This window comes from Solibacillus palustris (genome assembly GCF_022549215.1).
Classification (GTDB): domain Bacteria; phylum Bacillota; class Bacilli; order Bacillales_A; family Planococcaceae; genus Solibacillus; species Solibacillus daqui.
Genome location: NZ_JAKZFC010000001.1, coordinates 100901 through 116681, shown reverse-complemented (window position 1 = coordinate 116681; position 15781 = coordinate 100901). Strand labels below are relative to the sequence as shown.

Annotated in this window: 14 protein-coding genes and 1 riboswitch; of the genes, 4 read left to right on the top strand and 10 right to left on the bottom strand. The window is 38.0% G+C overall.

What is annotated here, in order from left to right; translation table 11 throughout:
* Positions 1-23 precede the first annotated feature (23 nt).
* A complete protein-coding gene (locus tag LZ480_RS00540; protein ID WP_241367380.1) occupies positions 24-1505 on the bottom strand; it encodes an aldehyde dehydrogenase family protein in 1482 nt (493 codons plus the stop codon).
* 216 nt (positions 1506-1721) lie between these two features.
* Here LZ480_RS00540 and LZ480_RS00535 point away from each other — a divergent pair, with 216 nt between their 5' ends.
* Positions 1722-2519, top strand: a complete 798-nt coding sequence (locus tag LZ480_RS00535) for a TIGR00266 family protein (protein WP_241367379.1) — start codon at positions 1722-1724, stop codon at positions 2517-2519.
* A gap of 66 nt (positions 2520-2585) precedes the next feature.
* On the opposite strand, the gene LZ480_RS00530 is transcribed toward LZ480_RS00535, so the two are convergent.
* The 6 genes from LZ480_RS00530 to LZ480_RS00510 all read right to left on the bottom strand — a co-directional run bounded on the left by LZ480_RS00530 (position 2586) and on the right by LZ480_RS00510 (position 9069).
* Positions 2586-3878, bottom strand: coding sequence for a protoglobin domain-containing protein (locus LZ480_RS00530; protein WP_241367378.1), 1293 nt, complete (start codon positions 3876-3878; stop codon positions 2586-2588).
* A gap of 140 nt (positions 3879-4018) precedes the next feature.
* Positions 4019-4843, bottom strand: coding sequence for an undecaprenyl-diphosphate phosphatase (locus tag LZ480_RS00525; RefSeq protein ID WP_241367377.1), 825 nt, complete (start codon positions 4841-4843; stop codon positions 4019-4021).
* Positions 4844-4868: 25 nt separating this feature from the next.
* Entirely contained in the window at positions 4869-5939 is a 1071-nt protein-coding gene (locus LZ480_RS00520; RefSeq protein WP_241367376.1) for a metallophosphoesterase, read from the bottom strand.
* Between the two features lie 114 nt (positions 5940-6053).
* Positions 6054-8249 (bottom strand): sensor histidine kinase, encoded by a 2196-nt coding sequence (locus LZ480_RS00515; RefSeq protein ID WP_241367375.1) that lies wholly within the window; start codon positions 8247-8249, stop codon positions 6054-6056.
* A gap of 12 nt (positions 8250-8261) precedes the next feature.
* Positions 8262-8396, bottom strand: coding sequence for a hypothetical protein (locus tag LZ480_RS19815; protein WP_255731147.1), 135 nt, complete (start codon positions 8394-8396; stop codon positions 8262-8264).
* Positions 8386-9069 carry a response regulator transcription factor gene (locus LZ480_RS00510; RefSeq protein WP_241368635.1) on the bottom strand — a complete coding sequence of 228 codons (684 nt, stop codon included), beginning with the start codon at positions 9067-9069 and terminating at the stop codon, positions 8386-8388. Before LZ480_RS00510 ends, LZ480_RS19815 begins: the two co-directional genes overlap by 11 nt.
* Before the next feature lie 200 nt (positions 9070-9269).
* Between LZ480_RS00510 and LZ480_RS00505 the strand changes: the two genes are divergently transcribed.
* On the top strand, positions 9270-9500 hold the full coding sequence (locus LZ480_RS00505; RefSeq protein WP_241367374.1) for a DNA-binding protein: 231 nt from the start codon (positions 9270-9272) through the stop codon (positions 9498-9500).
* 88 nt (positions 9501-9588) lie between these two features.
* On the opposite strand, the gene LZ480_RS00500 is transcribed toward LZ480_RS00505, so the two are convergent.
* The 3 genes from LZ480_RS00500 to LZ480_RS00490 form a co-directional block, all read right to left on the bottom strand.
* On the bottom strand, positions 9589-10575 hold the full coding sequence (locus tag LZ480_RS00500; protein WP_241367373.1) for a homoserine dehydrogenase: 987 nt from the start codon (positions 10573-10575) through the stop codon (positions 9589-9591).
* Between the two features lie 220 nt (positions 10576-10795).
* On the bottom strand, positions 10796-11194 hold the full coding sequence (locus LZ480_RS00495; RefSeq protein ID WP_241367372.1) for a hypothetical protein: 399 nt from the start codon (positions 11192-11194) through the stop codon (positions 10796-10798).
* Between the two features lie 198 nt (positions 11195-11392).
* Positions 11393-12685, bottom strand: a complete 1293-nt coding sequence (locus tag LZ480_RS00490; protein ID WP_241367371.1) for an O-acetylhomoserine aminocarboxypropyltransferase/cysteine synthase family protein — start codon at positions 12683-12685, stop codon at positions 11393-11395.
* Positions 12686-12801: 116 nt separating this feature from the next.
* Positions 12802-12917, bottom strand: a riboswitch (SAM riboswitch).
* A gap of 417 nt (positions 12918-13334) precedes the next feature.
* On the opposite strand from LZ480_RS00490, the gene LZ480_RS00485 reads away from it, so the two are divergent.
* Positions 13335-14834 carry a DASS family sodium-coupled anion symporter gene (locus LZ480_RS00485; protein WP_241367370.1) on the top strand — a complete coding sequence of 500 codons (1500 nt, stop codon included), beginning with the start codon at positions 13335-13337 and terminating at the stop codon, positions 14832-14834.
* A 150-nt stretch (positions 14835-14984) separates the two neighbouring features.
* Positions 14985-15719 carry an oxygen-insensitive NADPH nitroreductase gene (nfsA, locus tag LZ480_RS00480; RefSeq protein WP_241367369.1) on the top strand — a complete coding sequence of 245 codons (735 nt, stop codon included), beginning with the start codon at positions 14985-14987 and terminating at the stop codon, positions 15717-15719.
* Positions 15720-15781: the final 62 nt, after the last annotated feature.

The window sequence follows — 15781 nt, the reverse complement described above, 5'->3', positions numbered from 1 at the left end:
TATGACACCCGCTATCGCGGAGTTCATTCATTGTTATCGATTTGTGCGCGTTGTAATTTACCACTGTAATCTACGTAGATACTTTTCCATTCTGTGTAAACATCGAGTGCTGCCTGACCTGAGTCACGATGGCCATTCCCCGTACCCTTTGTGCCACCAAATGGCAAGTGAATTTCAGCGCCGGTCGTTCCAGCATTGACATAGACAATCCCCGTATCAAGTAGCTGCTGTGCCTTAAAAATTGTGTTGACATTTTGCGAGAAGATCGAGCTAGATAAACCAAACTTCACCCCGTTGTTCACGTCAATCGCTTCTTCTAAACTCCCCACTTCAATAATGCTAATTACCGGACCAAAAATTTCTTCCTGCGCTAATATACTCGTAGCCTCTACATTCGTAAAAATTGTCGGTGCAAAATAATAGCCATTTGCGAGGTCACCCTCACTTAAAATGTCTCCACCTGTAAGTAGTGTAGCTCCTTGTTGCTTACCAATTTGAACATAATGATTAATTTTTTCTAGCGCCGCTTTATTGATGACTGGCCCTACCTTTGTTGCTGGATTTAAGCCATCACCGACAAGTAAGTTTTTTGTTAACGCTACCAAACGCTGTTCAAGCTCCTGTTTTACATCTTTATGCACAATCACACGGCTACATGCTGTACAACGCTGACCCGCTGTACCGAAAGCACTCCATAAAATGCCTTCCAGTGCCAAATCTAAATCCGCATCATCCATCACAATGACTGCATTTTTGCCACCCATTTCAAGCGACACTTTCTTTAAATGCTTGCCTCCAAGCTCTGCCACCTTACTTCCTGTGGCAGTAGAGCCCGTAAAGGATATAATGCGAATATCTGGATGCTCAATCATCGCCGTTCCAACAGTAGGTCCTGAGCCAAATACAATATTTAACACACCCGCTGGCAACCCGACTTCCTCACAAATTTTTGCTAGCTCGTATGCCATAAATGGGGTTTCGTTTGACGGCTTCCACACAACCGTATTGCCCGCAACAAGTGCAGGAAATGCCTTCCACGTTGCGATGGCAATTGGAAAATTCCACGGTGTAATGAGCCCTGCTACCCCAATTGGTGCACGTACGCTCATCGCAAATTTATTTGGCAACTCAGAAGGCACCGTTTCACCAAATAAACGCCTACCTTCCGCTGCCATATAAAGCGCCATATCAATCCCTTCTTGTACCTCACCGCGCGCTTCTTCGATCAATTTCCCCATTTCTTTTGTGAGCATTTGCGCTAAATGCTCTTTGTTTTCCTTTAATTTAAATGCGATTTCATATAAATAATCTGCACGCTTTGGGGCTGGAATAAGTGCCCACTCTTTTTGTGCAGCCTTTGCTTTTTGTACGGCTAAATCTACTTGCTCTTTAGTTGAAAGCGGGACCGTTCCTAACTGTTCCCCATTCGCTGGGTTGATGACTGGCATTGCTTGTAATGTTGTATTTTGTATCCACTGACCACCAATAAAATTTAACAGTTCCATTTCTCCACCTCACAAATTCATATTTCTCTTTTATTATTCGACATTTTCTCTCTTATTCCTTTTTTCTCTTAAAAACAATTTTCATATATTGTGATATTAAGTTACAATATGGATTAAATTCATAAAAAATTAGTTAGTAGAATATATTTTTTTGAAACCTCTTGTAAAATGAAACGTAACATTATAAAGATAGTTTATTTAAAGGAGACAATAAACATGAAAAACCACGAAATTGATTTTGTATTACACGGAGATGACATGCAGTTCGTTGAGGTTGAATTAGATCCACAGGAAACGGTAATTGCTGAAGCCGGTAGCTTAATGATGATGGATGACCGTATCCGCATGGAAACTGTTTTTGGTGACGCTTCTAGCAATCAAGGCTCAGGTATTATGGGAAAATTACTTGGTGCGGGTAAACGTTTAATTACAGGCGAAAGCTTGTTTATGACGACATTTACAAATGAAGGGAACGGTAAACGTAAAGTTTATTTTGCCGCGCCTTATCCAGGTAAAATCATTCCAATGGATTTAAGTAAATTAGATGGAAAAATCATCTGTCAAAAGGATGCCTTTTTAGCTGCGGCAAAGGGTGTTTCTGTCGGAATAGAGCTACAGAAAAAATTAGGCACAGGATTCTTTGGTGGTGAGGGCTTCATCATGCAAAAGCTTGAAGGCGATGGTATGGCTTTTGTACACGCAGGCGGTGCCATTTATGAACGTCAATTACAACCGGGTGAAACATTACGTATCGATACAGGTTGCTTAGTCGCAATGACGCAAGACGTTCGCTATGAAATCGAAATGGTAAGCGGCGTTAAAACAGCGCTATTTGGCGGTGAAGGTTTATTCTTCGCTACATTATCTGGCCCTGGTACAGTTTGGGTACAATCATTGCCATTTAGCCGTTTAGCAAGTCGTGTGTTCGCTGCTGCTCCATTAACACAAGGCGGTGGTGGCCAAAACTCAGGTGAAGGCGGTATCGGCGGACTATTTGATCTGTTCAACAAATAATATAATACAAAAAAGCACGGAACTATTACAAATTGTAGTAGTTACCGTGCTTTTACTTTATCCAAACTAAAATGTTTGAATGGTTTCCTCTAACTTACTCGCTGCGTGTTCAAGGGATTTTGTTGATTCGCCAATTGTTTCAACGATATGCTTCAATTCGCGTACTTGCTTGCCGACATGTTCAAAATCATTAATTGTTAAATCCACAGCAGTAGAAATTTTGTCGAATGCAACTAATGAGTGCTCATTTTGTGAAATGCCGTTTTGTACAAGCTCTTGAATGTGATGAATCGCTACGATTACTTCATTTGTAACATTACCCGAAACGGCAATTAACCCGGCAATTTGTTCTACAGATGTTTTCGTTTGATCAGCTAGCTTCCGAACTTCATCGGCAACGACCGCAAAGCCTTTACCATGCTCGCCTGCACGTGCTGCTTCAATAGCCGAATTCAATGCTAGTAAGTTCGTTTGACCAGCAATCCCTTTCACAATTTCAATTACCGCATAAATTTCTGTCGAAGAATTATTCAACGCTTCCACCATGCGCGACATTTCGACGGTTTTTTCATTAATTTCTTTGGACTGCTTCGTGATTAATAACATCTGTTCATAACCTTCTTTAGAAGCAATTTTTGTATCGGTTGCCGCCTCGATACTGTTATGTACATAATGATCGACTGTTTTCGTATTATCAATCATCGTAAATACGGTGTCGTTCGTATCGCGTGATTGAAGCTCTAAATCTCGTGAAATATCCCCGACAATCGATTTCACTTCTTGTTTAATTTGCTCTTGTCGCTGCTGTTGAATCGCGGCTGAAACAAGCTCATATTCTTCCAATACAAGCTGTTGCTCAAAATTACATGCTCGTCCAATTGCATCAATCATTTTTTGCTTTTGTTCAGAATTCAATTCAAGAGAATAGACAATTCGGCGTAAACTAGCCTCTAGCTTTTGAAAAGAAGCTAAATACCACTTTGTCGAAAGCCCAATTCGCACATGCATGAGCGAAACTTTCCGTCTATTTTCTAAATAATGGTCATCAATTCTGCCTTCCAGCATTTCAACAATATGGTGACGCAGCGTTTGGCGCAAACGTTCGGACGTACTATTTTGACTAATAATTTCTCTAAATTGAGGAACTACTTCTATCGTTGAATAAAACGCCTGTACCACTTCTAAAATTCGTACTTCTACAAAAGGTTTAATTGTTCTCAATAATTTTAAATCTTCCATATTTAATCCAATAATTTGCATTTGAGCAAGTCGATCTGGATCAGTAATAAAGATGCCCACATTCTGAAAGTCTACTTCTTCATACTTTGTAACAGTAGATTTTTTCTTAAAAGAAAACACTATTTCACCCCTCTTTTTTCACATTTCTCATCATTTTATACCTTAATATAGGCTATATATCCATTTTTTACAATAAAACCTTGGTAATTGGACATAAAAAAGACGTCAAATCTTTACAAAAATTTGACGTAACTTAAAAATTATACAAATAGAACAAAAATCAGTACTAAAGCTAATACAATTCGGTAAATAGCAAATGGCATTAGCTTTACTTTTGAAATAAGTTTTAAGAAAAACTTAATCGAAAGAAGCGCAAAGATAAACGCACTAATGAAGCCCACTACATAAAATGACAAATGATCGATATTGATTTGATCCCAGTTTTTAATAAGTGATAGGCCACTTGCCCCTGCCATAATTGGTACAGCCATAATAAATGTAAAGTCAGCCGCTGTTTTATGATCTAATCCTAGTAAAACACCACCTGATATCGTTGAGCCCGAACGAGAAAAACCTGGCCACAATGACAAACATTGAATTAAGCCAATTTTTAAAGCTTTACTATACGAAATTTCATCCAACGATGTAATGGCTGGCTTTTTTGGCCCAAACTTGTCGGCAATAATCATAAAAATTGCTCCGATAATCAAACCGATAATGACCGTATTAATACTAAATAAATTTTCATCGATAAAATCTTCAAACAGGACACCAAACACACCTGCAGGAATAATCCCCACTAACACATGCCCTAAATTAAAACGCTGCGATTGTTGCCCTTCCATTTTATACAAACCTACTATACTTAAAATACGTTTCCACATCACGACAACAACTGCTAAAATCGAACCGAGCTGAATAACAATTTTAAATGTATTCGCAGAGCCCGAACCTAAAAATTCCTTCGTTTGTAACCACATATCATCGACAATAATCATATGTCCTGTTGACGAAACCGGGGCAAATTCTGTCATCCCCTCTACAAATCCTAATATTAACGCCTTTAATAACTCATACCACTCCATCAAGAAGTCTCCTTTTCCCCATAAATTACTTACTAAATGTAATATCAATTACCCACAATTCAGATTGACTGCCAATACGCGTTGGTGGTCCCCAAAAACCAAAGCCACTTGACACAAGTGCATGCATATCTACCTTTTGACGATAGCCATAATCGAGCTCAAATACCCTTTGTGTAATATAATGATTTGGCCACATTTGCCCTTTATGTGTATGACCTGATACGTGGAGGTCTACCCCTGCATTTGCTGGTTCATCTAAATCATTTGGCGTATGATTCATCATAAGCCATGGTAACTCTTTTTCGTCCGGTTGCAAAGCACTGATTGGCAGACGCTTTTTATTTGTTACATCTTCTCGCCCTGTTAAATACAAACGGTTTGCAATCAAAATAGTTTCATCTACTAAAATTTGCACATGCGCATCCTGCATTGCCTGTCTAAATGCTGGAATTTCTTTGCCATAATATTCATGATTGCCAAGCACTCCATAAACACCGTATGTGGACTGCAAATTTTTCATGACGTCCCCCATACCTGTATTAATAAATCGCTGCGGACTATCATCAACAATATCCCCTGCTAGCAGCACTAAATCAGGCTTTTGCTCATTAGATAAATCAATAAATTTTTCTAAATGCCTCTTACCTGATAACAAGCCCAAATGAAAATCCGACGCCATCACTACGCGCATGTCTTCACCCGGTTTATCCATTTCTATTGTCGCATGACGCACAACCGGTGTATACGCAAAATATGTACCAATAATCAGCAAAACAAGAAGAAGTCCAAAAGCACCCGTACCAACAACTTTTACCGAAAGAGGTGTAAATAAGACTACTAGATTTGCCATAATACATAGCATCAAGCCATATTCTAAAAAGAACATCCAGTAGCTACCAAGTACACTAAACGGTGTTAACACTTTATGCATTTTCCCAATTATAAAGCCAAAAGCAATTAAAAATAAGAAACCCCAATATAAATATGGCCAGCGGTATACCTCAATCGATAAAAGCCATGCGCGCAAATTCCAGCCAAGGTAAACCGTGATACCACTATAAATCAGTATGGCAATGATACCAAATAATATCCGCATAATGTTTGCCTCCATCATTGTTGTCATTTTTAGTTATTTGCTATTTTACTATAGATGAAGAAAAAACTGCATTAAAAAAGCTACAATAAGGTTTCCCCTACTGTAGCTCATGTATTATTTATCCGCGTGTACAAACACTGTCACTTTAAATAAATCGCCATCTACAGAAATATCTAATTGACCACCATGTAAGTCAACAATGGATTGGGCAATGGCTAGTCCTAATCCCGATCCTTCCGTATGACGCGATGTATCGGCACGCTTAAAGCGCTCGACTAATTCACCTGCATCTTCATTCAGCTCGTATTTCGCCACATTTTTCACGGTTAACTCGGCATTGCCATTGTTCACTTTTAAATTAACATATACACGCGTACCTTCTAATGAATACTTACGGGCATTGACGATTAAATTATCAATGACACGCCACCATTTTTGACCATCTACATAGGCATAAATCGGTTGTTCACTAATGGCAACACGTAAATCTAAATTCGATGTTGCAAACTCCTCTTCATGCTCGCCTACAGCCTGCTGCAATAGTTGTACAAGATCAATACGTTGTTTCGAAATTTCGATATTGCCACTTGCCATTTTCGACACTTCAAACAAATCTTCAATCAATGTTTTTAATCGACCCGATTTCGCATCTAATATTTCGATATACTTTTGACGTTCTTCCGCTGTAATATCTGGATTTTTAAGTAAATCGGTATACGTAATGATTGATGTTAACGGTGTCCGTAAATCATGGCTGACATTTGTAATTAGCTCCGTTTTTAAGCGCTCACTTTTTGCCTGTTCATTTAAGCTTGTGCGAACCCCTTCACGTAAACCATTTAAATTTTCTGCATGTTTTGCTAACGGTGACTTTCCTTTTACCATTAAATTATCCGTTAAGCGACCATGCGCCATATCATCTGTATGTTTCATAATTCGGTTTAGGTAGCCAATACGATGTAAGAAAATATACAGCGCCGGAATGAAAAATACAACAAACAGGAACATATAGAAGAGGAATACCTCAAACGTACCGCTCATTACAAACACAGCAAAGCCAAAGCCCCCAAGGAAAATAACCATTAATAAAATAAGGGATTGTATGCCCATCGAACGATTTTCAAACAGCTCGATACATACTTTCACTAGCTTAGATAAAAACATATTTTCCCACAGCTTCTCTACACTTTTAATGCTTTTAAAACGTACCCATATCCAAATTATTAAGTAAACACTTAATACAAACATCCCGTAGGTAGCCGCAATTTGAAGAATATTTTCAAAAACATTAATATAACGTTGACCCTGGAAGTAATTTGCAATGGAATATCCGATATCCGTCATGCTACTAATAAACAATAACGTCATGTATACAACCACTGCTACAAGGACTGAAGCCATATCAATTGGCAAACGATTCAATATGTTACGTAGACCATTCTCTTTGCCCAACAAAGCTTCTGGACGGGTATTAAATACCTTTACTAGCAGTATAAAGCTCACGATTCCCGCAATAATTATGCTATAGTATATATATTTTGTAATTGTAAATGCTCGTAAATCATTCCCAAAGTGCGTTTTAGACAGCATTGATTTTGGGATCGTTACAGTTCCTGAAATGGTCGAAAAATCTTTTTCAATTGTATACGTTTTATCTAAAAAGCCGATTTGCTCATATTCGTATAAATTAATCGATTCCTCATGTGTACCTAAATCATTATTCGAAATTGTTTTTTTAAAGACAGAAGCTGCTTTTACATCATTCTTTTTAAACGTTAAATCGTACTTGTCATCATGTAGCTCATAAGCAAATTGCTTATTTTCTGCAAAAAACGCTTGTTGATTTCGTTTATTGTCAGCTAAAATTTCATTCACAACTTGTTCTTTCAATGCTTTAATTTTTTCGGATACATAAGCATCATCTTCAAAGTTTTTTTGAATATCTGCAATTTTTGCGTCACGCTCTGATTTTAATGCCTGTAATACATCCTCATCTTGCGCGTTATTAATATCCTCTGCATATTGGTCTTTAATATTTTGAATTTGCTGTGCCAATGATCCATAATACGTACGATAATGTACGATATCATCCTTCGTTACCGTTAAAACCTCCGCAAAATCTTCTTTTGTTAACGGATTTATTTCATAGCGAGCCACATTGTAAGCAAATTGCTCGGCTTCTGAATCAAAAGAATTGGATTCAAAGTAGTCTTTTCCAAAATAATTATTTCCTTGTTCTAATATTACTAAAATCGCAAACACCACAATAAACATAAAAAAAAGCTGGAGATGGGATTTTTTGTTGTTCATTTCCATTCCTCCTTATAAAAAGTATAGAAACTGCTTCACTAATGGTACGAAGCGTTCAGTTAAATAATCAATTAAATACGAGCCGAGATAATACACGCCAATAATCGCCGCAATTCCGCCAATCCAAGACAATCCCTTATTTTTCAATTTTATAACCTAAGCCCCACACGACTTTTAAATAGCGTGGATTTTTCGGATTGGCTTCGATTTTTTCGCGGATTTTTCGGATATGTACGGCCACAATATTTTCGGCATTATACGCTGGCTCATTCCACACAAGCTCATAAATTTCACCGATTGAAAAAACACGTCCTGCATTTTTTAATAGCAGCTCGGTAATTTTATATTCCGTCGGTGTTAGCTTCACTGGCTCTCCGTCTACTTTCACCTCACGTGCCGCTACATCAAGCTCAAGCCCTTCGACACCTTGTGTTTCACCGAATGTCCCTAAATCGACATAGCGACGAAGCTGAGATTTCACACGCGCCATAAGTTCTAATGGATGGAATGGTTTTGTAATATAATCATCTGCCCCAACCGATAGACCGTGAATTTTGTCCGTCTGCTCGACCTTTGCACTCAACATAATAATCGGAATATTACGCTCTGCTCGAATTTTAAAGGTCGCCGTAATCCCGTCCATTTTTGGCATCATAATATCTAAAATAATTAAATGGACTTCGTTTTTTTCCAATAGCTCGATTGCCTCTAGCCCATCTGCTGCCTTTAATACATGATAACCTTCATTTTTCAAATAAATTTCAATACCATCACGAATATCTTTATCATCATCCGTTACAAGCACCGTTAGTTGACTCATCAAGCTCACCTCTCCACTTTTTCTTATACTATTATAATATGGTACAGTTCTTAACAACTGACTATGGAAATTCTGAAGAAATTCTTAAGATTTTATATTTATTCTAAACACATTCCATCTAAAGAACGCATCCAGATGCAGATTGTTTAAAATGCGATTATAATGAATAATAACATCAATTAAAAGGAGGCGACCATCACATGTTTAAATCAATTGAAGCAACAGCAAAGGATATCGGTATGCCTGAGTATCAAATTTTGAAATATATTTACGAAGGGCGTATTAAAGCTGTTCATGATGGTGAAAACTTTTTAATTAATAGTGCTCAGTTTGACACATACCACGAACAATTAGAACGCATTAAAGAAGAGATTGAGATTTGGCGCAATACACCGATTCCTGAAGATATGGATGTAAAAGACGAGGACTAATAGACATATGAAAAAAGCGAACTCGCCATTGAGTTCGCTTTTCTAAATCAATTATACCACGGTCTTAACTCGCTTTTTCTGAAGTAAGTTAAATCGTCACAGTAAATCCCGCACGCTTACCGATGATTTCCGCGTAGTCCTCTACCATCACACTCGCTGTTGGATACATACCTGCACCTGGACCAGTGATTGATAATGTCCCAATATAATTTGTCTCCATCGCTACGGCGTTAAACACGTCGTCCACCGGGTAAAGCGGATGATTTTTATCCACTAATAGCGGCGCAACTTTTGCATGGATTGTGCCATCTTCTAACTTTTCCACTTCAGCAACATGGCGATAGCGTAAACCTTTTGCTGTTGCCTCTGCTACTTGCTCTGATGAGATTGTATCAATCCCGATAACTTCAACATCTGCCCAATTTGGTTGCTCGCCGAATGCTAAGCTCGATAAAATCATCAGCTTTTTGAATGCATCTTGACCTGAAACATCGTTAAATGGATCAGCCTCTGCATAACCTAAGCGTTGTGCTTCTTTTAGCGCGTTTTCAAAGCCCCAGCCCTCTGCACGCATTTTCGTTAAAATGTAGTTTGTCGTACCATTTAAAATTCCTTGTACGCGACTCACATCGTTTACAAGTAGAATATTTTTCATTGTTTTAATAATCGGGACTCCGCCAGCTACTGATGCTTCGAATCCTACGAACACACCATTTGCTTTTGCTAAAGCCTCTAATTCTTCTCCGCGCTTTGCAAACATTACTTTGTTGGCTGTAATGACATGGCATTTTGCTTCCACAGCACGTTTTAAATAACCGTATGCTGGCTCTTCATTGACAATCGCCTCAAACACAACTTGTAGGCCCTTTTCTGCTAAAACCTCGTCCATTGATTCTGTCATTAAATGCTTTGTGCCTGGTACGCGTTCACGACTAGCGTCTGTTACTAAAATTTTCGCTACCTCTAGCTCAACACCTAACTTTTCGCGGAGCTCCTGCCTCTTTTCATTTAATATATGATAAATCCCTTGACCTACTGTGCCAAATCCTAAGATGGCTGCCTTGATTGTTGCCATTGCCTTTCTCCTCCAAATTCAAAAAACACACTATATTAACGAATAATTCAAATAATTTTTCTTAAAGAAATTCTATCCTATATAATACATGAAAACAAGAAAAATCTCTCCTAGAAAGACATTTGTTTTCTGTAAAAAGTCATTAATCATTCAAATCTTATTTCATACTAGTAATAAAAAAACACTGGTAAGGGGGACCTACCAATGTCTTAGGGATATTTTAAACTGCAACGTTTACTAAATTGTAAGTACGTAAACGATAAGCAGATAAAATTTTACGCATAACGATCTCCTCTTTAATTGAAAAATTAGGCAATGCATATGGGCGTTGCACTAATTGGAACTCGCCATATTTTAAAAACCATTCTTTCGCTGGCGCTAAAATATGTGCTGTACCATGTTCTATATATTCATCTGCTACTTCTTTTACAGTATAGCCGGATTTTTGAAAATCGTGAGTTGTTTCTGAAAAAGCAGGATGCCCAAAAACGCTTTGCCACATCGAATCTACATCCGCCAAAATTTGTTGGATTGAACAAGCATTAACGAATTCCTTTACTTCATTTAATTCATAGATTATGTAAGCAGCAACGTTTTGTGCACTAAATACTTTTCCCATATTAAACAACTCCTTTTCTTTTAATTTCCAAATTAACAATTATATTTATCCCTATTGTATTACTTGGTTTTAGAGTTGTCAATAAAACTTATTAAGTTAGTAGGGATTAGTTTTCGGAAAATTCGCTTGTTTTTCGAATGGGAAATAACAAGCGAGTTTCTACTATATAATATGGCGAAGTAAATGGGCTATCGATTATTATGCGTTTACAGCTACTGCTACCTTTGCTAATGCTTGCTCTAAATCTGCGATAATATCTTCTGCTGCTTCTAGACCGATCGATAAGCGAATGAGCTCTTCTGATACACCAGCGATTTTTAATTCTTCAGCAGATAGCTGTTGGTGTGTTGTACTTGCTGGGTGAATAATTAATGAACGTGCATCCCCTACGTTTGCTACGTGTGAGAATAATTCTACGTTATCAATCACTTGACGCCCTGCTTCACGTCCACCTTTAATGCCGAATGTGATGATTGAACCGAAGCCATTTTTTAAATATTTCTTCGCTAAATCATGTGTAGCAAAATCTTCGAAGCCATTGTAATTTACATATTCCACAAATGGGTGGTTTTTTAAATACTCGGCTACTTTTTGCGTGTTTTCGTTATGACGGACAACACGCAAATGAAGCGTTTCTAGTCCTTGTAAGAAGTTGAATGCCGCGTCTGCTGATAAGGTTGGACCAAAATCGCGTAGTAATTGTACACGAAGCTTTGTCGCAAATGCAGCCGCTGCTGTGTCAATTCCGTAACGAATTCCGTGATAAGATGTATCAGGCTCTGTATAACCTGGGTGTTTCCCTTGCGTCCAGTCAAATTTACCCGCATCAACAACGATTCCACCAATTGTTGTACCATGACCGCCAATCCATTTTGTAGCCGAATGAATGACAACATCCGCGCCAAACTCAATTGGGTTACTACCATATGGCGAAGCAAATGTGCTATCGATTAATAATGGTAGACCGTTTTCGTGTGCAATATTTGCTACTGCTTCAATATCTAATACTTTTAAACTTGGATTACCGATAATTTCTGCGTATACCGCTTTTGTTTTTTCTGTAATAGCTGCACGGAAGTTTTCCGGGTCTGATTCATCGACAAACTTCACTGTAATTCCGTAGCGAGGTAATGTTGTAGCAAATAAATTATACGTACCTCCGTAAAGTGAGCCCGCTGCAACGATTTCATCACCTGCACCAGCTAAATTTAAAATGGAAAACGCTACTGCTGCTGCACCAGATGAAAGTGCTACTGCCGCTGCTCCGCCTTCTAATAACGCTACACGCTCTTCAAACGCACCTACTGTTGGATTCATAATACGAGAGTAAATGTTACCTGGCTCTTCTAATGCAAAAAGACGTTGCGCATGAGCTGTGTCTTTGAATGCATAAGCCGTTGTACGATAAACCGGTACAGCAATTGCACCCGTTACAGGATCTGGCTTTTGGCCTCCGTGTAATAATAATGTTTCTGGTCGTAAGCTTGTCATTATAATACCTCCTAAAATAATTTCGATGGTGAAATCGGTGTATTTTGAGGAGGGGTTAAAAGTAAAAAACCCCTCTTCAGTTAAGAAGAGGGGTTGCAAATGAGCAATTTAACCTCCTCTTATCTGTCAAAATGATTGTTCATTTTGTAGGACGTAGCACCTTAGTCAGTTCATCACTCACTGGTTGCTGGGCTTTCATAGGGCCTATTCCCTCAGCCGCTCTTGATAAGAGTTATGTGATTTATGTTCCATCGTTGTTTCACAGTATAAGACAGAGTAATTCCATTCGTCAACACAAAATTCATAAATTTTCTGATTTTTATATTTTTTTCATTTCATAACGCTTCACTCTTCTTGCTATTAATTTCGAATATTTTCTAATTAACACACCTAATTTGCTATTCCAAATTGTTAATTAGGAGAATATATATTTATTTTAAAATAATTAAATTCACCAAATATTAACAATAACAACTGTGAAATATCGGTATAATTAATGATGACAAACACTTTTGTTTACAGCATTTTTATTAATCTAACACTAGTATGTTTATAAAAGTTGCATTGTCATGTCTTTATGCCAAGAAATTTTCTTGGTCTAAAATTATTATTTTATGGAAAATAAATATAATAAAAGGAGGCAATTTATGTGGCAACAGTAACAGAAAAAGGGACAAACACTTCTCGGCAAAAACGTAATTTAAAACCACTTTGGATTGCATTAGCATTTGCTGCACTCATCATTATTGTGCTAATTCCAAACAGTGGGGACTTACCAGTTGTAGGTCAACGTGCTTTAGCTATTTTAGCATTTGCCGTTATTTTATGGGTAACCGAGGCGGTGTCATATCCAGTAAGTTCCGCGATGATTTTAGCACTAATCGCTGTATTACTAGGCTTAGCGCCAAGTATGGAAGATCCATCTGTTCAAATGGGGACAAGTAATGCACTTAAACTGGCTTTAGGTGGATTTAGTAACTCTGCTGTAGCATTAGTAGGGGTTGCGCTATTTTTAGCAGCCGCGATGCAAATTACAAACTTACATAAACGTATCGCGCTGTGGATTTTATCAATGGTTGGCACGAAAACAAATGCGTTAGTATTTGGTGCAATTTTAGTAGCGATTGCATTAGCATTCGTTGTACCGAGTGCTACAGCTCGTGCTGGTGCAGTTGTTCCAATTTTATTAGGAATTGTAGCAGCATTCGGCTTAACAAAGGAAAGTAAGCTTGCTGCACTATTAGTTATCACAGCAACACAAGCCGTTTCAATTTGGAACATTGGGATTAAAACGGCAGCTGCGCAAAACTTAGTTGCACTAGGCTTCATTAAATCTGAATTCGGTGTCGATATTACATGGAGCGAATGGTTCATGTATGCCGCGCCATTCTCTGCTATCATGTCGGTTGTGTTATTTTTCGTCATGATTAAACTAATCAAACCTGAAACAGACAATATCGCAAGTGGGAAAGACGTTATCCGCCAACAATTAGTGGAACTTGGACCACTAAAACGTAAAGAAATCACATTAATTATTACAACTTTAGTTTTACTATTCTTCTGGTCTACAGAAGGAAAGCTACACCCATTTGATACAACAACAATTACGATTGTAGCGATTGCCTTTTTATTAACGCCTAAAGTAGGTGTATTTAACTGGCAGGAAGCCTCTAGCCGCATTGACTGGGGTACATTAATCGTATTCGCAGTAGGTATTTCTTTAGGCTCCACGTTATTAAATACAAAAGGTGCTGCTTGGCTGTCAGATACGATTTTCGGTTCACTAGGTTTAGATACAATGCCAATTTTAGCAACGATCGCATTGGTTACAGTGTTTAACATTATTATTCACTTAGGTTTCGCCTCAGCAACCAGTTTAGCTTCTGCGTTAATTCCGGTATTTATCGCATTAGCAATGAGTTTACCAATGCCTGTTGAAAACCAAATTGGCTTCGTTATTATTCAACAATTCGTTATTTGCTTCGGTTTCTTATTACCAGTAAGTGCGCCGCAAAACATGCTTGCTTACGGTACAGGGACGTTTACAACGAAGGATTTCTTAAAATCAGGGCTTCCGTTAACAATTTTCGGCTTCATCTTGATTTTAATTTTCAGTGCGACTTACTGGAAATGGATCGGGTTATTGTAATCGACTTCAACCTTAAAATTGACTAAAATAGGCTTAAAGGAAAATTCCTTTAAGCTTTTTGTCGTATTAGCGACATACGAAAGAGCAACATTATGCGCCAGTACATGCAAAATGTGTCTTTCTAATATTACATACAAGGGAGATGTTCATGTGGAAACTAGAGAATTATTACGCAGTCACTCATCTGTTCGTAAATATACAGGCGAGCAAATTTCAAAGGAAACCGTTATCGATTTAATCGAAACAGCTCAAATGGCAGCAAGCTCACACTTCGTTCAAGGATATAGTGTCATTTGGGTAACAGACGAAGACAAAAAGAAAAAACTCGGCGAACTTTCAAAAAATGAATTTCAATTCGGTACAGCTGGTGCGTCGTTCCTATTTTGCGTAGACTTTAAACGCTTGCAAGTTGCAGGTAAAATGCATGGTGTCGACATCGTAGCAGACTCTGCTGAAAACGTACTTGTTGGGGTTGCAGACGTATCATTATTTGCTCAAAACTTTGTTGTGGCAGCTGAAGCATTGGGCTACGGCATTTGCTACATCGGGGGTGCACGTACAAACCCAAAAGAAATTAGCGAGCTATTCAACTTACCAGAATATGTTTTCCCTCTATTTGCAATGACGATTGGTACGCCAACAAAACGTAACGAAACAAAACCACGTTTACCAGTAGATGCTGTTCTTCACGAAAATAGCTATGACGTTGAAAAATACGACACGCTACTTGCTGAATACGATGCAACGATGGAAAACTACTATGCAAGTCGTTCATCAAATCAAAAAATGGCAACATGGACAAAACAAATGGCAGATTTCTTAATTGATCAAAAACGCCCATTCATTAAAGATTTCTTAGCGTCACAAGGCTTCACTTGGAAATAATATTTTTTGGATACACCTTTTCAACATGAAACGGTGTATCTTTTTATTTCTTAAAGGATTGA